Raw genomic sequence first — 17,770 nt, 5'->3', positions numbered from 1 at the left:
TTCGTGAATGGCTCGGATTTTAAATTAAATCCGACTATATAAGTAACAAGGTACCTAACCCCAAGAAGGCAACAAAACCTGCAATATCGGTCACTGTAGTTAAAATGACTGATCCAGATAGCGCAGGATCAATGCGTAATTTATCCAGTAAAACCGGTATTAACACACCAGATAGCGCAGCCATGATTATATTAATAATTATAGCTAGACCTATTACCATGCCAAGCATTGGGCTTTCGAACCACCATAAGGTGACAACTCCAATGACAATGGCCCACAAAATACCGTTTAGGCCACCGACCTTTAGTTCTTTGGATAATAAAGATTTTAAGTTGCTACGAGTTATTTGCCCAAGTGCTAGGCCTCGTACAATCAGGGTTAAAGTTTGGCTACCTGCAATGCCGCCCATGGAGGCGACAACCGGCATCAATACAGCTAACGCAACGACTTGCTGTAGAGTGGCTTCAAATAACCCGATGAAGGCAGAAGCTAAAAAAGCTGTTAGTAGATTAATGCCAAGCCAAATACCACGTGTAGCAGCGCTTCGCTTTACTGGGGCAAAGAGATCAGATTCCTCGTTTAGACCTGCTGTCGACATTTTCTGAGCTTCATGCTCTAAGCGCCATGTTTCCATGGCTAGTCCTGCGTGAAAGCGTCCTAATAAAACTTGATTTTCATCAACAACAGGGAGAGCGGATAAAGAAGAGCGTTCTAGTAGCTCGGCCGCTTTTGTGAGCTCAGTATCGGAGCGAATAAAAGAGCACTCTTCGTCAATTAGGTTGGAAATAGGTTCATGGCCTTGCGCTTTAAATAGTTTATCGAATTTGACACAACCAACCCAGCGGCCTGTTCTGTTTACCAAATACACCATATCTGTGTAATCTGGCGTACTTTTTTTGAGCAACCTTAGTGCTTCAGAAGTGCGAATCGATTGAGAAGCGATTAATAGCTCATGATCAATCCAGCGACCGACAACATCATCATCGTAAACAATACCTTGTTGATAATATTCACGTTGCTTGTTATCCATCTGCTTAAGGGCGATGTCGACCAAGCGGTCTGGTAATGAATCGGTTATCTCTAGAAGGTCTTCGGCATCAACGTCAGTAAATAAGGTTTCTATCTCTGAATCGTCTAGTTCTTTTAATAGTAATTGACGTGACTCACCGCGCATCTCGACCAAAATATCAAGGCGGTTAGCTTGCTTGATATTGGCCCAAGCTTGTCGTCGTTGGGTTAGCGGTATGGATTCAAGGGCCAGTGCCACATCATCTGGTGTTAACTCAGAAATGGCCTTGTTAACGGACTCGGGTGAGTGCTCGTTATGGATGAGAGTTTCGATGAGAGCGGCGACTTGGCTGTGCACAGAGCATCCTTAAAAACACTAAATGATGACGATAAAGGTAACACGCTTTCTAGTGTGCGGTATAACTGACTGTATATCAAACAAGGCTTTGTTTTTACTCAATATTATTGAAAATATTCCAAAATGTTGAAATAAGAATGGCAAATCATTACATGCGCGAATAAAGAAATGAGTATGTGGAGTGTTTTGTTGGTCTAAGAAGTGTGAGGTCTGGCGAGACAGCGTGTTCCTGACAGTGTAGAATTTAGCACACTTTAAAATGCATGTTTTTCTATTTTTCGGCAGTGCATTTTATTTTTTTGTGTCTGTTTCTGAGGATGACGACACTGGTATATCAACATTGTTTTATAGGCGTGTCCCTTCTTTATGTTATTGATGATTGATAACTATGACTCTTTTACTTATAACCTTGTGCAGTATTTTCGTGAGTTGGGTGCGGATGTGCAGGTTTATCGAAATGATCAGCTTAGTATTGAAGATATCGAGAGGCTAGCACCCTCCCATTTGGTTATTTCACCAGGTCCTTGTACGCCGAATGAAGCAGGCGTTTCGTTGGCAGCAATAGCGGCATTCGCTGGAAAAATTCCAATATTGGGTATTTGCTTAGGTCATCAAAGTATTGGTCAAGTCTTTGGTGGCGAGGTAATTCGTGCTAAAAATATTATGCATGGAAAGACCTCGTTAATTTATCACCAAAATACCTCGGTGTTTTCTGGTTTGCCAAACCCTCAGACTGCAACACGCTATCATTCTTTGGTCGTTTCAGCCGACACGCTGCCGGATTGCCTAGAAGTTACGGCTTGGAGTGAAAGTGCAGAGGGAAGTAGAGAGGAAATAATGGGAATTCGACATAAAACGCTTGCCGTTGAAGGGGTGCAATTTCATCCTGAGTCAATTCTGACTGAAGCGGGTCATGCTTTATTGGCCAATTTCTTAACAAGATAATTTTAATACGATAGGAGAGGCTGGTGGATATTCAAAAGGCGATTGCTGCTGTTGTTGAGCGCCAAGATTTGAGCGGCGACGATATGCGAATAGTGATGAATGACATTATGACGGGAAAAACCACGCCAGCACAGATAGGTGGATTTTTAATTGGTTTAAGAATGAAGGGTGAGACTGTCGAAGAAATTACGGCAGCGGCGCAGGTGATGCGTGAACTATCCAGCAAGGTGCACTTAGATCTTGATCATGTGGTTGATACCTGTGGCACAGGCGGTGATGGCGGTAATTTATTTAACGTCTCTACCGCGTCTGCGTTTGTTGTGGCGTCTGCTGGCGGCAAGGTTGCTAAACACGGTGGGCGCTCTGTGTCTTCTAAATCGGGTAGCGCGGATGTGCTAGAGCAAGCAGGTATTTATCTTGGTCTTGATGCCGTGCAGGTCTGCCGATGTGTTGAGGAGATTGGTTTAGGTTTTATGTTTGCTCCTAACCATCATTCGGCTATGAAATATGCGGTTGGTCCTCGAAAAGAAATGGCAACACGGACTCTTTTTAACTTACTTGGGCCGTTAACAAACCCAGCCAATGCCAAATGTCAGGTAATGGGGGTTTTTCATCAGAAATGGGTGCGTCCTATTGCTGAGGTGTTAAAAGCGTTGGGTAGTGAGCATGTCATGGTGGTTCACTCTGAAGACGGTTTGGATGAAATCAGTATTGCTGCGCCAACGTATGTGGCGGAGTTAAAAAATGGAGAAATTTCAGAATACAAAATATCTCCTGAAGATTTTGGTATTCCATTGCAATCTGTTGATACGATTCAAGCAACAGATGCGAGTGAAAGTCTTGCTCTGGTCAAAATGGCATTGGATGGCAAAGGAAAAATAAACCCAGCCAGAGACATAGTCGCGTTAAATGCTGGTGCGGCAATTTATGTTTCTGGTATTGCGGATAGTTTAGCTGAAGGTGTGAATATTGCGGAAGACGTGATTGGTGGTGGTACAGCCAAAGTTAAGATGTCTGAATTGGCCAGTTTCACACGTTGTTTTATGAGTCCTGACTCACTGAAATTATAGGAGCGGTAGCCTAATGCAAGTAGAAACACCGACAATTTTGAAGAAGATAGTAGCCCGAAAGTATGAGGAGATTACTGAGCGTAAATCCCATACACCTTATGGAAACTTAGAGGTTGCTGCATCTGTTGCGAATGTTCATAACGCACCTCGTGGGTTTGCTCACGCACTAAGGCATCAAATAGCTATTGGTAAATCTGGTGTTATTGCGGAAATTAAGCAAGCTTCTCCGAGTAAGGGAATTATGCGAGATCCGTTTATTCCTGCAGACATTGCTCGCTCCTATGAGCGATCTGGGGCTGCTTGTTTATCAGTGCTAACAGACAGCGATTTCTTTAAGGGGCACGAAGATTATTTAGTTGAAGCGCGTTCGGCTTGTAAACTGCCTGTGATTCGTAAGGATTTTATTGTTGATGAGTATCAGGTATTAGAGGCAAGAGCGATTGGTGCCGATTGCATTTTGCTTATCGCGGCATGTTTAAGCGGTGATAAGTTACGAGAGTTGGACCAAATGGCTCGAGACCTTGGTATGGATGTTCTTGTTGAAGTGCATAATCGTCCAGAGTTAGAGTTGGCTTTAGAATACACTCAGACAGAATTGTTGGGAATCAATAACCGAGATCTGCATAGCTTTGAGCTGAGCTTAGATCATACGTTTGAATTGATGGGTAGTGTGCCTTCTGACCGTTTGATTGTGACAGAGAGTGGCATCCATACTCGTGATGATGTGGCATTAATGCGACAAAAAGGCATTCATGCGTTTTTAGTTGGGGAGGCATTTATGATTGCTGATGATCCAGGTGAAAAATTAGCAGAGCTGTTTCAGTTGTAGCGACATAGTTTCGGCGGTAATAACAGAATTAAGTAAGGTGGGAATATGAAGACGAATGTTAGTTGGCAAGAAGATGTACATTTTACTGCAGAAACAGGTTCTGGCTTTAAGGTAGAAATTGACGGCAATCAAGAGGCTGGTCCTCGACCTATGGAGCTTTTGCTTGCTGGGTTGGGCGGTTGTACCTCTTATGATGTTGTTGGAATTTTAAAAAAGGCTCGTCAAGATGTTGTTTCCTGCGTAGCTCAAATTGACGCCGATCGAGCGGATGCTGTTCCAGCTGTATTTACAGAAATCCGAGTGCATTTTGTCGTTTCAGGTCGCAACTTGAAAGAGGGTGTTGTTGCGCGTGCTGTGAAGTTATCTGCGGAAGAGTATTGCTCTGCCTCGCTAATGTTGGAGAGAGGTGGCGTAAAAATTGTTCATAGTTATGAAGTCATTGAAGTTGAATAGAGTGTTATTTTCAAGATGATTTTAGAGAAGAGCCGAAAGGCTCTTTTTTTTGAAATTTTTTAAATGGTGTCCCCACCAGACAACGAATAACTATTTAAGTTTTTGATTTTCAATGTTTTATGTTCTTGTTTTGTATGGAATGCCCCCAATAATACCCCCATATTTACTGTGTGTTCGTATTGGTTTCATTGGGGGAGTTAGAACTTTTTCTTACTGGGGAGCGACGAATTATTGATAGCCAAAGTCCTTCACGTCAACTTCTAAGTCTCGTACCTGAGCGCCTATTTTTTTATGAAAATAGTAGCTGATATCTTCTTCAGTCATGCGAGCTATATCAAATTCAAAGTAAGAGCTAAGAGTGGTCGACATGTCCTGAATGGTATAGTTATCGAAATTGGGGATGTAAGAAGTTTGATGTTTACGGTGTATGATTTCTTTAAATGTGCGAACAAATTTCTTAGGTGTGATCCCATTATTTTCTTCTGTGTGTTCAACACCAAATCTAATCGTAAGTTTTCTAACATAAATATCTAATTCATGAAGTAAGCTTTCATAATTTATCTCTGAAAAGAAAAACTGCCAGCCCTTACACTTTTTTTCGAATACACAACCGGTAATCCTAAGGTTTAACCTCCATTCTAGAATAGCAAGGCTCTTATTCCTTGAGTGTTTGTAGCTTGTAAAAATTCCGGCTAAAGAAGATTTGAGCTTGTCTACAGATCCTGCTCTTGCAGAAACTTTATCTCCAGTAAATGTATAGCCCAAATATTCAAAACCTTTACTGATAAAGTCAATTTTAGACTTTTCGGGAGTAGTTATAGGATCATGTACCTCTAGTCCAAGTTCGCTGAATTTAGATATTATGGTCTTACTGAGCTCATTAGCCTCGGCTTGTGAACAAAGTATTAGAACATCGTCTACATACCTATAGCATCTAATATTAAGTAAGCTTGATAGGTGCTTATCAACACTTTCGAGATAGATCGCAGCAAGAATATTTGAGATTGATAATCCTTGAGGTATACCAATAGAGTTTTCTGGGTCATCTTTTTTTGATGTTAGAACTGTAGGGGATTTAATTGCAGAAGAGATTATATCTAAAATTTCTTGAGATTGGACTTGCTGTTTAAGTTTCGATATAAGCTTGTCATGCGGAATTGACGGGTAAAAATTAGAAATATCAAGCTTTATAAAGCCATTATAGCGACCTGATAGAGCTTCTGATTTGACATCTTTGATAACTTCCTGAGGAAGCTCAAATGTAACTGAATCTGAAAATCTGTCTTGCAAAAATTTGCATAATGCCTTCAATGCCACTCTATCGCGAATAGTTGGAATGGAGATCTCTCTAGGAGCTTTATTTCTTCCCTTGCTGATTAATTTCAGCTTGTACTTCGAAAACTTGTAATTACCAGAAATGGCTTTATTAGAAATGATCGAAATTTGTTGATCAACTTGTCTTCTAAAGGCATTTTGGTTCATGCTATCTATGCCAGTAGCGCTTGAATAAGCTATGTATTCGGTAAAAATCTCTTTTAAGTTTTCTTCACTGAAAATTGAATCAAAATCTTCCTTAACAGTCATTTTAGATCCCTTATGTCTAATTTTTAAATAGGAAACAGAAGTTGGAATTAATTATGTTTAAAAAAAATAAAATGAGCACAGGAAGAGAATAGAAAGCCAAAAGAGTAATGTATCTAAAAAAGAAGTATTTAAATGCTAAAAACCAATGGTGAGATGATGGCGCTCTAGTTAGAGCATTTTCAACATTATGGTAGCCAAATTTATGTTTTCTCTTTGTTGCAGCTTTAACTGCTGGGCTACTTGCCCAATACTCTTGACATAATGCAATAGCAAAATCGTTATCAGTATGATTCTCGCAGGCATTTAGCTTGGATTCGTATTCTTTAGATAAGGTAGATTTGTCGGAATCTTTATCTCTAGCCTTTATTAATATGCTAGTTAAGCTTTCATAACATTCTTTGATTAAGGCTGCTCTTTCTTTAAATGAAAGACCGTTTATGAATACTGATAAACATAAAATCAACACAGAGTATAGAACCCAAGCAATTGCTTGGGTTTCATCTTGTGAATTTTTTAGGTAATAAACAGATACGCAAACTGCAAAAAAGGAGTACCAAAGAAGTATGACTTGGGACTGAAATGCGTTAGCTAAAAGCCTTTTTTCTGCTTGGATTCTAGCTTTCCTTGTCCACCATATACTGTTTGATAAGCTCAAAATGAATCCTTAGTGGAGTTTGACTGGGGTATTTAAGTTAAGAAATGTTAACTCTCCTTTCGGAGTAAGCTCGGTTTTTCATGTCCGAAGCTAAGGCTAAAGCCTTCTGGATTAGTTTCACTCTTTACAGAGTAGGGCCACAAGATAGTGGTCACCCCAGCAAACGAATTCACTTTACACTTACTTAACAGAATCATCAATCCTTGATTTAATGATTGAGTAGCATTTAATGTGTCTTGCGGTCTTTCATTTGATATATGGATTATGCCTAGTGAGCCTGATATAAAAACTATCATCCAGTATATTTGCGAGGGATTTTGCGTACTTGAGGTGCGTACTTTCTGCACAAAAGAGCAATAAGAAATGTGCTAATAGCTCAAATGCTAAATAATTGTGGATAAATGTATACTTCAATTTCGCACTATTCTTAAGCAATACATGCTTGTTTTTTTTGGGTAGTAGTTATCGAATGAACTTTCGGGGTTTGCTTAGTGATCAATTCCGGTTTTTTTGGACTTCCCAGAGTTTTGCAGTATTCAGTCTCTACAAGACAGGGTCGATTTCTACACTTATTTGTGTTGATGCTTAGTCTATGTTTACGCAATGACAAGCGAGCAAAAGAGTCCCCTTCCGTGGGGGGGAATATGCTTTGCTATGTGGCCTCCTTATGTTTTATCCGGCTACCTTCGTAGTCATTGGCGCTGGCGTTACGTTGGCTAGGTGACTTGCTGTAGACCTTGGCTAAATAGCAGATACGACCGAAAGCCAGTTGGTAGGCTTCTTCATTGTCACGTCTCACTATTACGTAACATTTTTTTAATACTGACGTTTTCCCTATGTGTAGCTCGTCCCAATAATACTTTATAAGGCTTATGAGCTTCCCAGCTCTTTGATGCTTATTGCCGTCAACCATGACTGCTAAGTGATAGTGATGCTTGTTGGCCTTATCTTGCTCCCTGCACCACACATAACCCACACGGCTTAAACCTAGGCCTTTCTGTAAGCGCTTCCGATATCGCTTAATAAACGTGGTCATAACCTGATTGTCACTGCTTTGGTTATGTAGATGTAAATCAACACGAAACACCAAAACTTTACAGTGATGACTTAGCATGGCGCGTAGCTGGTCATCTATCTTGGTTAGTATTTGGACGTAAAAACCTTTGTTGGCCTTGCTGATTGGCAATTCCAATGGTCTGTCACCCAAAATGATGTGTGGGGCTGTCATCACTTTCTTCACGTCCTCCCTTGTGAATTGCAAAATGACCGCGCGCCATTTAACGGTATTTTTGAAGAGATTAGATTTAAGAAGCTGGTATCTATATTAGTAAATACCGAGTTGATTTTTGTTTGGTGAATTTCCGTCAGCACTTGCGCTACTTGGTGTACAGCATGACTCATTTGGTTTTTTTTAGGGGACAATCTCGAAAGGTTTTTAGCCCAATTATTTAAGCGAAATAGGGAGGTTAAGAGGTGAGGTAAATCCCTATTTAGTGAACCTATTTCACCATGGCAAACCGGACTCATGACTTGTATTGTTTGGTGATGGCCTAACGCTTGTGAGTTAGCTACATGCAAAAGCATTTTGCCCCCTATACTTCCAAAGTGTCGCAGTATTCGCCCAGTTCCTTTTCGGCTTGTTTACGGCAATGTGGTTTTAGTGTGTAACGAACATAAGTGATCACCTTGCCGCTTCGTCCTAGGTGACGCTCTCGCTTGCGGTCAAAGTCATAGCCTTGCTTGTTACATAGCTCGCTAACAGTAGTGTTGAGGCATGTTTCCCCGTATAGGTCGAATGCTTCTAATTTGTACATAGAACGATTTAGGAAGTGACAAAGGGCAACAATTCTCTTTGGCGCTGTTTTAGGTATGTTATAAATTTTATGGTTTTTTGGCTCTTTGTATAGAGTTTCGCTCCTGCGCATTGCGGGGGTATTATTTTCATTTTTCATGATTTCATCCCCCCGTTAAGCTATCAATGTGTTCGCTGGATCTAAGGACTCAATCCATTCCTCAATATCTTTCATACGCCATGCCACTCGCATTGAACTAATCCGAACTGGTTTAGGGAATTTTCCTTCTCTGATTAAGCGGTAGATGGTTGTCTTGCGTAATGAGGTAAGACGTTCGACTTCTCGACGGTCGACAATGAAAGGTGTGCTTTGCATGTTGTTTCTCCTTAGTGGTTTGAACTTGTGCTAAAGAGGATGCCTTGAGGCTTTTAGGGTCGCAATATGGTGGTTTTCTCGCAGTTTATCAGTATGTTGCCCCATACGATTTCATGCTGTCCCATACGATCCCATTTTTAGAGGTAGGTATTTTTGTAATATTTTGTAATTGTTGAGGTTTTTCTATATCCTCCCCCTCCTTTTATATTTGAAGGGGGGAGAGGGGGCTTTTATTAGCGTTGCTTAATCTTTCAATGAGTCATTTGCTGTTAATGTTTTGGAGTTTGGCATTCTCAGTATCAGGCTTGTTTGAAGTTAGCGCTTATTACGTTGCCTTGAGTTGCTTCGTGCTTGAGTTTATCAAGGTAGTCTGCCCAATGTTGCATCATTTCACGTCTTTGCTCTAGGTGCTGCGTGCGGTTGTAAGCTCGACCTAGAGGGTCGCGTACTACATGTGCTAACTGTTGTTCAATAATGTGTGGTGGGTAGTTAAGTGCTTCGTCGAGTAGTGTTCGTCCCATGGATCGAAAACCATGGGCGCACATTTGCTCTTTACTAAATCCCATGGCGCGAATTGCTACGTTTACACCGTTTTCTGAAAGGGGGCGACTGTCACCACGGGCACTGGGAAATACGTACTTTCCTTGGCTGGTAACCTTGTGTAGCTCTTTTAGCACTTCAATTGCTTGTCTTGAAAGTGGAATGATAAAACTCGCGTTTGTCTTTGCGGCTATAGTTTCTATTTGTGCTTTATCCCAATGAATTTGATCCCACTCTAAAAAGCGTATTTCCTTTTGGCGACAAAACCACATTGCAGAGCATTTTAAGGCGGCAACCACGACTGGAGTAACGGCCGGTGACATGGAGTAATAATCTATTGCTAACATTAACGCCCCAACTTCCTTTGGTGTGGTTAAGGCGGCAAGGTGTTTGGCTTTAGAGGTTCTCATGGCGCCACCAAGCTCACTGGCTGGATTGCTTTCTGCTCGTCCCGTTAGTACAGCGTATTGAAACGTGCTTTTGATATAACCTCTAACTTTGTGGGCTGTCTCTAAGATGTTGTTGTCTTCTAGCTTGCGAAGTAGATCCAGAATGTCTATTGGCTTAATGCTTTCTACTTGGTGTTTACCAATAGTTGGAAATACCATTCGTTCAAGTCTTCTGAGTACAGTCTGTTAGTGTTTTTTTGAGTTCTTAGCTTGTTTTATGGAGTGCCACTCTCTAGCCACTATCTCAAATGTGTTTGTACTGTTGTTGCTGTGTTTTTCAGCGCTTGGGTCAATGCCACTTGCTAGGTTGCTACGTGCTTCATCCCGCTTTAAGCGCGCGGTCTTTAATGGCACATCAGGGTACGAACCAATTGATAAACGCTTTTCCTTGCCTTCAAACCGGTACTTCATACGCCAAAGCTTAGAACCTGAAGGTGTTACTTCGATGTATAGCCCCTTTTCATCAGCGAGCTTGTAGGGCTTTTCTTTTGGCTTAAGTGCTTTCAGCTCTCGGTCTGTGAGTGACATAAGTCAGTCTTTTAAATAGTGCAGGTGGAGTATCTATGTGGGGGCATGGCATTATTGAATAGTCTAAATGCCCCCTGTAGTGCCCTCACAATTTGGGGGCACTGACGAAACCAATGGAAACTATTTGGAACCATTATGAAGTGAGAATAGGGCGGTAGGCCAGTATTTATAAGGGTTTAAGACGAAAAAAAGCCGCTATAGGAAGCGGCTTTTTTAGTGTGTGGTGTCCCCACCAGGACTCGAACCTGGAATAGCTGCTTAGGAGGCGGCCGGTATATCCTGTTTACCTATGAGGACTCATTGTAATGTGATTTTATACATTAATTGGGCGAAAAATACAAACTTAAGCTAAGTATGATGTTGATTTTTATCGCTTTTTAAGCGCGACCAAGTGTGTGTTTACTGCTAATTGGGCGAGTGGAGCCTCGAGCTGTGTAGACTTTGTTTTTGCTACTGTGACCTTGTAGTAACTCGAAGAGGTGTTTGTTTCGTTTTTGCAGGGTGTTTAGGACACGAGCATTTGTATTGTTTTTAACTTTACAGCTTTGAAGTAGTGTTTCGCACTCTTGCATTAAAAGGCGAACTTCATCCATTGAACTATCTTGTAGGGCTAGCCAGCTTTTGAACTCTTCTTCAGTAGGTTGTTTTCGGTCAACAATATCAAATTTAATGAGGATGTTGATTCGTTTCTCATTAAGAAGATTCATTTCATCAAGAAGAGTTTGCTTTTGTTCTGATAGATTGATGATGGCGTCACTGTCTAGTGCTCCATATGCCAACCGTTCTTTATCAAGAAGCGAAGAGAGCTCTTTTAGTATCTCTTTGCTTCTCACAAATATAGGGGTGATAGGAATCATAAGACAAACCGTTTACAGACTATGCAGGAGGTACAGTCTAGAATAGCGAATCCATAGAAGCCATATTATTTGCTAGCTTTTGGGTGTCTATTTTGTATTCACCTGCAGCGATTGCATTTTTGATTTGTTCTACTTTATCCATATCAACATCAGGCAAGCTGTTAATTTTCGATTGCTGATTTTGCAGTATTTGCGCAGTGCCACTTAGCTTTACTGTGTCTTCTGCTAGTGTGCCGCCACTTTGAACTTCACTTTTTTTGTCTGTGGCACTATGTGTCGCGTCGTCTTTTTGCGATCGTTCGCTTTTGTTTATCGTGCCTTGGTTTGATAGACCTGTAAAATGTATTGCCATTGGGTTTTCCGCCCTTTAATGATTTGCCTGTCTATATTGTCGGCAAGGCCTACAGGAACTTTAATAAAAAGCCCTAAAAAATGAATTTATTAATTGCCGATCAGTCTGTACTCAATAGTTTACAAGAACCTCACTGTCAGTTACAACTTTGGCGTATATAATTCGTTCAGAACTTGAGTTTTTTACACGTATTTGTTGGCCTTTTATACCGTTTTCCAAAGCAACTCCGTTCATTCTGACTATAATAGTGCCACTGCTAGCTGTAATTAGCACGGAATCGCCCTTTTTGATCAGTGTAGGTTGGTTTGTTAAGTCGTCAGTGATAACTGTGTTTATGCGTAAGTTACGGGAAGCGATTAGACCGTAAGGTGGATTTTTCTTGGTGTACACATGTCCTCTTAGGTTAGATATGTCTACGTCACCAATATCTGTGTTTGATTTATTTATGGTTTGGCCGCGATTTATAGGGCTAATGGTTTTTATTGCTGGGATAGTGATGGATTGGGTAACAGGGACATAAGATTTCCACGTTGGTGAGTCGCAACTTACTTCATAGTTCGTGCGTTTCGTGGCGTCTGGTCTTTGATTGCTTATTTGGATTGAGTTGCTTTCACAGTCAGGCAAGTAGCTGAGGGCAGCAAGGTTGTTTAGTGTAATGTTAATGGTTGCATCTGAGTATATTTTTGATAGACGAGGAATCTCTACCTGATTTATGTAGTGGTTGATTTGCTCTTCTGTGGATGCGGCAAATAAAAGTCCAGTTTGGAAATAAATGAAGGCTATGCTTAGCCTTATGATTAGCATGATTTATACTCTTTGTTTATTATTACGTTATAAATAAGATAGTTAGTAAAATACTTGAATTCACTTTATCATTGGATGATGCATTTTAACAATTTTGAGGTAATACCTCATATAATGTTTACACATTTTGGAGGCGTTTATGGCTGGAGTTTTGGATACTGTTAACCAACGTACACAGCTTGTAGGGGAAAACCGACTTGAACTGCTGTTGTTTCGCTTAAATGGTAAGCAAATTTATGGCATTAACGTTTTTAAAGTAAAAGAAGTGCTGCAGTGTCCTAAGTTAACCACTATGCCTCATAGCTCACCTGTTGTTAGAGGTGTTGCACATATTCGTGGTGGCACTATTCCTATTCTAGATTTAGGGTTGGCCACTGGCGCTAGTCCGATCGAAAATATCAGTCAATGCTTTGTGATTATCACTGAATACAATCGTCGTATTCAGGGTTTTCTGGTACGTGGTGTAGAGCGTATTGTGAATATGAATTGGAGCGATATTCAGCCACCACCGAAAGGGTTGTCGAATGATAATTACCTGACTGCTGTTTGTCAGGTAGACAAAGAAATGGTTGAGATTATCGATGTTGAGCAGATTCTTTCTGAAGTTGCGCCTACTCGTCAGGATATATCTGAAGGTATTGTGAATGCTGGCGTAACAGAGAATGCACAAAAGCATCACATTCTTATAGTAGATGACTCTTCTGTGGCGCGTAAGCAAATTAAACGTTGTATGGAACAGGTAGGTTTTGCAACTACAGTTTTGTGTGACGGTCTTGAAGCGCTTACTTACCTTCAGAATATGGTAGCGGAAGGTAAGGATGTAACTAAAGAGCTCTCTATGGTTATATCTGATATAGAAATGCCAGAAATGGATGGTTATACGCTGACAACTGCAATTCGTAATGATAGCCGTTTGCAAGATCTATTTATTCTTCTTCATACTTCCTTGAGTGGTGTGTTTAACGAAGCGATGGTTAAAAAAGTTGGAGCTGACGGATTTTTGGCGAAGTTCCAACCTGATGAATTGGCCAGATTGGCTATAGAAACAGTGCAGGTTCAATCAGAGTAATGTCAATGCTCTTGGTTTTGGGATTTTATTTGTTGAACCTGTCACTTATGGAGTTTTAATGCTCAGTAGTACAAATGCAATAACACCTAATGGATATATCAGGTTCAGGGATTACCTGCAGAAAGTATGTGGTATCTCGCTGAGTGATAATAAGCAGTATTTGGTTGCTAGTCGTCTAGGGAAAATTTTAGAAAGAGAAGGTTTTTCTAAGATTGAGCAATTAGTCGACGCTTTAGAGCGTATGGGGGGTTCTAAGCTAAAGGAAGAGGTCATTAATGCAATGACAACAAATGAGACTCTTTGGTTTAGGGATTCTCATCCTTTTGCAATTTTAAAAGATAAGGTGTTGCCAGAAATGACGACAGCTCCTTTGAGAATTTGGTCAGCAGCCTCATCTACAGGCCAAGAGCCATATTCAATCAGTATGGTAATTGAAGAGTTTAAGTCTTCTCGTCCTGGGGTTTTGAAGGCAGGTGAAAAGATAGTGGCGACCGATATTTGCACTAATATACTGCAACACGCTAAGCAGGGGGAATACGACAGTTTGGCTATTGCCCGCGGTCTTGGTGCAGATTTACAGCGTCGTTATTTTGATAAGATAAATGACTTAACTTGGAAGATAAAACCGCACTTAAGCTCTCGTGTGGAGTTTAAGTACTTAAATCTTATCGATTCATTTTCTATGTTAGGTAAGTTTGATGTTATCTTCTGTCGAAACGTTCTCATTTATTTCACGGTTGATCTTAAACTGGAGATTTTAAAAAGAATGCACGCTTCATTGAAGCCGGGTGGTTATTTATTTCTCGGTGGTTCTGAAGCGTTGAGCGGATTGTCGGATTATTTTGAAATTGTTCAATGTCATCCGGGGATTGTTTATAAAGCGAAAGCTTTGTAAGTTTTCGAGCCATATTCTTCGTATTCTCTAAAGCCTGCTTAACTGTGTTAAGTGGGCTTTTTTATGAAAAGGCATTTTGTCTTGCTGATAGTGGTCTAAGGGTGCTTTTTGTATTGGCTGAATGTGGGGGCGTTGCTTGCGTGGCCTGCTTTTAAGTTATGCCTGCCACGCCGTTGATAATGTTAGTCTTTTAGGGCTGCAAACTTTTGTGCAAACGATGGCGAGTGGGAATTCGATAGCGTAGCGACGACCTGTTTTGCATAAGGTAAATACTTCTTTAAGTCGTTTTTAGGCATAGGATCATCATTTGGTAACTTCACGGTTACTGGGTTTTTGTGGGTGCCATTTATTCTGAACTCATAGTGTAAGTGAGGGCCTGTTGCCCAGCCTGTTTGTCCTACGTAAGCAATAATTTTCCCTTGTTGAACTCTGGCTCCTCGTCTTGTGCCTCTAGCAAAGCCTTTTAAATGTGCGTAAAGAGTTTGGTAGCCTTTACCGTGATCAATAATAACAACATTACCGTAGCCATTTTGCTTTCCAGCAAAGGATATTTTTCCATCGCCAGCTGCTTTAACAGGAGTGCCGCTTGCTGCAGCGTAATCGACACCTCTGTGTGGTCGGCTGGTTTTAAAAATAGGGTGCAGTCTATTTGGGTTGAATTTTGATGAGATTCTTGTGAAATCTACAGGTGTACGTATAAAAGCTTTTCTCATGGCAAGCCCGTCAGGGGTGTAATAGCTTGCTCCTTTCTCTGTTTTGTATCTAATTGCTTGATAGGTTCGGCCGTTGTTGATGAATTGGGCTGCTATTATATTGCCGTGACCAATTTTTTCTCCATCTAGAAAGTTTTCTTCATAAAGAATGCTTAGGCTGTCGCCTTTTCTTATGTCTAAAGCAAAATCTATATCCCAGCCGAAAATATTTGCTAATTCAATGAGTAGAGGTTGGTCGATTCCAGCCTTTAGACCGTCAACAAATAGGGAGTTATTGATCTCTGCTTCTTTGTAGGTTTGGATAATATCGGGTGTTCTAGAGGCTTCTGTTCTGTTGAACTTTTCATTGTTACGTTCAAAAGTGACACTGTCTAGTCGATTGAGTATGAGAGTGAGTTGTGTGAGTTCGCCAGTTGTCTCATTTTTTGTAAAGCTAATTGTCTGTCCTGGTCTCATTTGAAGTAATGTTTTTTGTTTTTTATCAGCCAAGGATACCTTATATATATCTTGAGCAGATATTCCCTCATTTGATAGTAACTTTGATAGGGAGTCTCCAGATTTTACTTCAATTGACTGTTCTTTAAATGTTGCTGGACGGCTCTTTTTTACTAGAGCTTCTGGTGTTGGAATGTCGTGTGTAAATGTCGTGTTGTTTGTTGGTAGCGCTGCTAATGGCACTGTGTTGCTTCTTGGTGTGAGTTTTTGCAAGTCCTGTAACATAAGTTGGGACTGATCTATCACTTCAAGGTTTGCTTCGATGGAAATGTGGTTGTTATCGCTGTTTTCCTCTTCAGGAAATGCAATGAGCACGATGGCGATAAGTGCACTTATTCCTGAAATCATGAGTAAATGCTTAGTTGGTAATAGCTTGATCAAAATGCGTACCTGAAAAAATCTTTAATAAAAGCCTTATAATCCTACCAACATTACTTTTATAATTGAATGCTTAAGTAAGATAAACTAACTAGGATATGGATCAAAATAATGACTGTAAGCAGTAAAGCCCTTTTGAATGACTTGCAAGCTCGTGGACTTATCGCCCAGATGACGGCAGAAGATGAGCTAAAAAAACATCTAGATGGTGGAAGTCGTACTCTTTATTGTGGTTTTGATCCGACTGCAGATAGTTTGCATCTAGGTCATCTTGTGCCGCTTCTTGTGTTGAAGCGTTTCCAAGATGCAGGTCATAATCCGATCGCTCTGGTAGGTGGTGCAACTGGTCTTATTGGCGACCCGAGCTTTAAGGCGGCTGAGCGTCAACTGAATACTTCTGATGTCGTTGCTAGTTGGGCTGAAAAAATTCGTGGTCAAGTTAGTCAGTTTATAAAATTCAATGATGTGCCTAATCCTGCGCGAGTAGTTAATAATCTCGATTGGGCTGGCGAAATGAGTGTGCTGGACTTCTTACGAGATATCGGTAAACATTTTTCTGTTAATGCTATGATTAATAAAGAATCTGTCCAGCAGCGACTTAATAGAGAAGGTGCTGGTATTTCCTTTACAGAGTTTTCTTATGCTTTGTTGCAGGGGATGGATTTCGCTGAGTTAAATAGAGCTTACGATTGCACCTTACAAGTGGGTGGCAGTGATCAGTGGGGGAATATTGTTGGTGGTATCGATCTTTCTCGCCGTCAAAATAAATCTCAGACTTTTGGCTTGACTGTTCCGTTAGTCACTAAGTCAGATGGAACCAAATTTGGTAAAACGGAATCTGGTGCGGTTTGGTTGGATTCAGCTAAGACGAGCCAGTATGCTTTTTATCAATTTTGGATGAATACTGCAGATGCTGATGTTTATAAGTTTTTGAAGTTTTTTACCTTTTTGGATCTTGCTGAAGTCGATGCGATTGAAAAGGCGGATAAAGAAAGTGGCGGGAAGCCTCAAGCTCAATCAATTCTTGCTCGCGAAGCTACTAAACTAGTGCATGGTGAAGAGGGGTTGCAAGCGGCAGAACGTATTACTAATGCCTTGTTTAGTGGTGAGGCAGATCAATTGAGTGAGCAAGACCTTGAGCAAATCCAGCTTGATGGTTTACCAAGTAGTTCTTTGGCGGGAATTAATCTTTCTGACACACCACTTACTAGCCTAATGGCTGATGCAGGGTTAGCTGCTAGTGGTAAGCAGGTTAAAGATGCACTGCAGCGTAACTCGGTGTTTGTTAATGGTGTTGCGAAAGGGTTGGGCGAAAATATGGCGGCAGCAGATATATTCTCGACTGAAAATGGCTACTTCGGAAAGTACTTTCTAGTTAAGTTGGGTAAGAAGAAGCATCACCTTTTCGTATTGTAAGGTATGCTGGAAACCGTCTAAGTTAATGAGATAAACAAAAAGACACTTCGGTGTCTTTTTGTTTATCTATAGCTTGTTAAGTGAAATATAAATAAATTAAAAGAATTTCAAAAAAGAGCTTGCATAGAAAATTTTGGAATGTATTATACGCACCCACTGACACGGACAACAACGCAAACGAAAGTGAGCAACTTACTTAGGTAA

General features: G+C 40.7%; 19 protein-coding genes, 1 tRNA gene and 1 pseudogene. 7 read left to right on the top strand and 14 right to left on the bottom strand.

Annotated features, from left to right (window positions below; all coding sequences use genetic code 11):
• Positions 1 to 34 precede the first annotated feature (34 nt).
• Positions 35 to 1,366: a magnesium transporter gene (locus DFP80_RS09735; RefSeq protein WP_113916620.1), complete on the bottom strand. Its 1,332-nt coding sequence runs from the start codon at positions 1,364 to 1,366 to the stop codon at positions 35 to 37.
• 366 nt (positions 1,367 to 1,732) lie between these two features.
• Here DFP80_RS09735 and DFP80_RS09730 point away from each other — a divergent pair, with 366 nt between their 5' ends.
• Genes DFP80_RS09730 through DFP80_RS09715 form a run of 4 tightly spaced genes read left to right on the top strand, consistent with a single transcriptional unit; the run spans position 1,733 to position 4,663 of the window.
• Positions 1,733 to 2,311, top strand: a complete 579-nt coding sequence (locus tag DFP80_RS09730) for an anthranilate synthase component II (RefSeq protein ID WP_113916619.1) — start codon at positions 1,733 to 1,735, stop codon at positions 2,309 to 2,311.
• A gap of 23 nt (positions 2,312 to 2,334) precedes the next feature.
• Positions 2,335 to 3,381, top strand: a complete 1,047-nt coding sequence (trpD, locus tag DFP80_RS09725) for an anthranilate phosphoribosyltransferase (RefSeq protein WP_113916618.1) — start codon at positions 2,335 to 2,337, stop codon at positions 3,379 to 3,381.
• A gap of 13 nt (positions 3,382 to 3,394) precedes the next feature.
• Positions 3,395 to 4,210, top strand: a complete 816-nt coding sequence (gene trpC, locus DFP80_RS09720; protein ID WP_113916617.1) for an indole-3-glycerol phosphate synthase TrpC — start codon at positions 3,395 to 3,397, stop codon at positions 4,208 to 4,210.
• Between the two features lie 45 nt (positions 4,211 to 4,255).
• Positions 4,256 to 4,663, top strand: coding sequence for an OsmC family protein (locus tag DFP80_RS09715; protein ID WP_113916616.1), 408 nt, complete (start codon positions 4,256 to 4,258; stop codon positions 4,661 to 4,663).
• A gap of 228 nt (positions 4,664 to 4,891) precedes the next feature.
• Here the strand turns inward: DFP80_RS09715 and DFP80_RS09710 are convergent, their stop codons facing one another.
• The 12 genes and pseudogenes from DFP80_RS09710 to flgA form a co-directional block, all read right to left on the bottom strand.
• On the bottom strand, positions 4,892 to 6,247 hold the full coding sequence (locus DFP80_RS09710) for a reverse transcriptase domain-containing protein (RefSeq protein WP_113916615.1): 1,356 nt from the start codon (positions 6,245 to 6,247) through the stop codon (positions 4,892 to 4,894).
• A gap of 16 nt (positions 6,248 to 6,263) precedes the next feature.
• Positions 6,264 to 6,902, bottom strand: a complete 639-nt coding sequence (locus DFP80_RS09705) for an SLATT domain-containing protein (protein WP_206610597.1) — start codon at positions 6,900 to 6,902, stop codon at positions 6,264 to 6,266.
• A 652-nt stretch (positions 6,903 to 7,554) separates the two neighbouring features.
• Positions 7,555 to 8,142 carry a YagK/YfjJ domain-containing protein gene (locus DFP80_RS09700; protein WP_113916613.1) on the bottom strand — a complete coding sequence of 196 codons (588 nt, stop codon included), beginning with the start codon at positions 8,140 to 8,142 and terminating at the stop codon, positions 7,555 to 7,557.
• Positions 8,143 to 8,494: 352 nt separating this feature from the next.
• Positions 8,495 to 8,854, bottom strand: coding sequence for a hypothetical protein (locus DFP80_RS09690; protein WP_113916611.1), 360 nt, complete (start codon positions 8,852 to 8,854; stop codon positions 8,495 to 8,497).
• 15 nt (positions 8,855 to 8,869) lie between these two features.
• Positions 8,870 to 9,070, bottom strand: a complete 201-nt coding sequence (locus DFP80_RS09685; RefSeq protein WP_113916610.1) for a helix-turn-helix transcriptional regulator — start codon at positions 9,068 to 9,070, stop codon at positions 8,870 to 8,872.
• 299 nt (positions 9,071 to 9,369) lie between these two features.
• Complete coding sequence (locus DFP80_RS09680) at positions 9,370 to 10,020, bottom strand: tyrosine-type recombinase/integrase (protein WP_373962365.1); 651 nt, start codon at positions 10,018 to 10,020, stop codon at positions 9,370 to 9,372.
• Positions 10,021 to 10,032: 12 nt separating this feature from the next.
• A pseudogene (locus tag DFP80_RS21070) lies at positions 10,033 to 10,230 on the bottom strand (phage integrase central domain-containing protein); the annotation flags it as partial.
• 15 nt (positions 10,231 to 10,245) lie between these two features.
• Complete coding sequence (locus DFP80_RS20890) at positions 10,246 to 10,587, bottom strand: Arm DNA-binding domain-containing protein (RefSeq protein ID WP_241560270.1); 342 nt, start codon at positions 10,585 to 10,587, stop codon at positions 10,246 to 10,248.
• 221 nt (positions 10,588 to 10,808) lie between these two features.
• Positions 10,809 to 10,884 (bottom strand) — tRNA-Arg (locus tag DFP80_RS09675).
• Positions 10,885 to 10,964: 80 nt separating this feature from the next.
• Positions 10,965 to 11,444, bottom strand: coding sequence for a flagella synthesis protein FlgN (locus DFP80_RS09670; RefSeq protein WP_113916609.1), 480 nt, complete (start codon positions 11,442 to 11,444; stop codon positions 10,965 to 10,967).
• A 37-nt stretch (positions 11,445 to 11,481) separates the two neighbouring features.
• Complete coding sequence (gene flgM, locus DFP80_RS09665; RefSeq protein WP_113916608.1) at positions 11,482 to 11,796, bottom strand: flagellar biosynthesis anti-sigma factor FlgM; 315 nt, start codon at positions 11,794 to 11,796, stop codon at positions 11,482 to 11,484.
• Between the two features lie 111 nt (positions 11,797 to 11,907).
• On the bottom strand, positions 11,908 to 12,600 hold the full coding sequence (flgA, locus tag DFP80_RS09660) for a flagellar basal body P-ring formation chaperone FlgA (RefSeq protein ID WP_113916607.1): 693 nt from the start codon (positions 12,598 to 12,600) through the stop codon (positions 11,908 to 11,910).
• Between the two features lie 139 nt (positions 12,601 to 12,739).
• Here flgA and DFP80_RS09655 point away from each other — a divergent pair, with 139 nt between their 5' ends.
• Together DFP80_RS09655 and DFP80_RS09650 are read left to right on the top strand one after the other, a co-directional pair.
• Entirely contained in the window at positions 12,740 to 13,669 is a 930-nt protein-coding gene (locus DFP80_RS09655) for a chemotaxis protein CheV (RefSeq protein ID WP_113916606.1), read from the top strand.
• 58 nt (positions 13,670 to 13,727) lie between these two features.
• Positions 13,728 to 14,564 carry a CheR family methyltransferase gene (locus DFP80_RS09650; protein ID WP_113916605.1) on the top strand — a complete coding sequence of 279 codons (837 nt, stop codon included), beginning with the start codon at positions 13,728 to 13,730 and terminating at the stop codon, positions 14,562 to 14,564.
• Between the two features lie 182 nt (positions 14,565 to 14,746).
• Here the strand turns inward: DFP80_RS09650 and DFP80_RS09645 are convergent, their stop codons facing one another.
• Entirely contained in the window at positions 14,747 to 16,153 is a 1,407-nt protein-coding gene (locus DFP80_RS09645) for a peptidoglycan DD-metalloendopeptidase family protein (protein ID WP_113916604.1), read from the bottom strand.
• 108 nt (positions 16,154 to 16,261) lie between these two features.
• Here DFP80_RS09645 and tyrS point away from each other — a divergent pair, with 108 nt between their 5' ends.
• The gene (gene tyrS / locus DFP80_RS09640; protein WP_113916603.1) at positions 16,262 to 17,566 is read left to right on the top strand and encodes a tyrosine--tRNA ligase; all 1,305 of its coding nucleotides are present in this window, start codon (positions 16,262 to 16,264) and stop codon (positions 17,564 to 17,566) included.
• Positions 17,567 to 17,770 lie beyond the last annotated feature (204 nt).

The organism is Marinomonas rhizomae (assembly GCF_003315485.1).
Lineage (GTDB): Bacteria > Pseudomonadota > Gammaproteobacteria > Pseudomonadales > Marinomonadaceae > Marinomonas > Marinomonas rhizomae.
This window is presented reverse-complemented; position numbering and strand designations above follow the sequence as displayed.

Bases quoted from the DNA above. Each gene is read 5' to 3' on its own strand.
- DFP80_RS09670 (WP_113916609.1), bottom strand. From the start codon at position 11,444: ATGATTCCTATCACCCCTATATTTGTGAGAAGCAAAGAGATACTAAAA.
- trpC (WP_113916617.1), top strand. From the start codon at position 3,395: ATGCAAGTAGAAACACCGACAATTTTGAAGAAGATAGTAGCCCGAAAG.
- DFP80_RS09655 (WP_113916606.1), top strand. From the start codon at position 12,740: ATGGCTGGAGTTTTGGATACTGTTAACCAACGTACACAGCTTGTAGGG.
- DFP80_RS09730 (WP_113916619.1), top strand. From the start codon at position 1,733: ATGTTATTGATGATTGATAACTATGACTCTTTTACTTATAACCTTGTG.
- DFP80_RS09650 (WP_113916605.1), top strand. From the start codon at position 13,728: ATGCTCAGTAGTACAAATGCAATAACACCTAATGGATATATCAGGTTC.
- DFP80_RS09680 (WP_373962365.1), bottom strand. From the start codon at position 10,020: ATGAGAACCTCTAAAGCCAAACACCTTGCCGCCTTAACCACACCAAAG.
- tyrS (WP_113916603.1), top strand. From the start codon at position 16,262: ATGACTGTAAGCAGTAAAGCCCTTTTGAATGACTTGCAAGCTCGTGGA.
- flgM (WP_113916608.1), bottom strand. From the start codon at position 11,796: ATGGCAATACATTTTACAGGTCTATCAAACCAAGGCACGATAAACAAA.
- DFP80_RS09690 (WP_113916611.1), bottom strand. From the start codon at position 8,854: ATGAAAAATGAAAATAATACCCCCGCAATGCGCAGGAGCGAAACTCTA.
- DFP80_RS20890 (WP_241560270.1), bottom strand. From the start codon at position 10,587: ATGTCACTCACAGACCGAGAGCTGAAAGCACTTAAGCCAAAAGAAAAG.
- flgA (WP_113916607.1), bottom strand. From the start codon at position 12,600: ATGCTAATCATAAGGCTAAGCATAGCCTTCATTTATTTCCAAACTGGA.
- DFP80_RS09710 (WP_113916615.1), bottom strand. From the start codon at position 6,247: ATGACTGTTAAGGAAGATTTTGATTCAATTTTCAGTGAAGAAAACTTA.
- DFP80_RS09685 (WP_113916610.1), bottom strand. From the start codon at position 9,070: ATGCAAAGCACACCTTTCATTGTCGACCGTCGAGAAGTCGAACGTCTT.
- DFP80_RS09715 (WP_113916616.1), top strand. From the start codon at position 4,256: ATGAAGACGAATGTTAGTTGGCAAGAAGATGTACATTTTACTGCAGAA.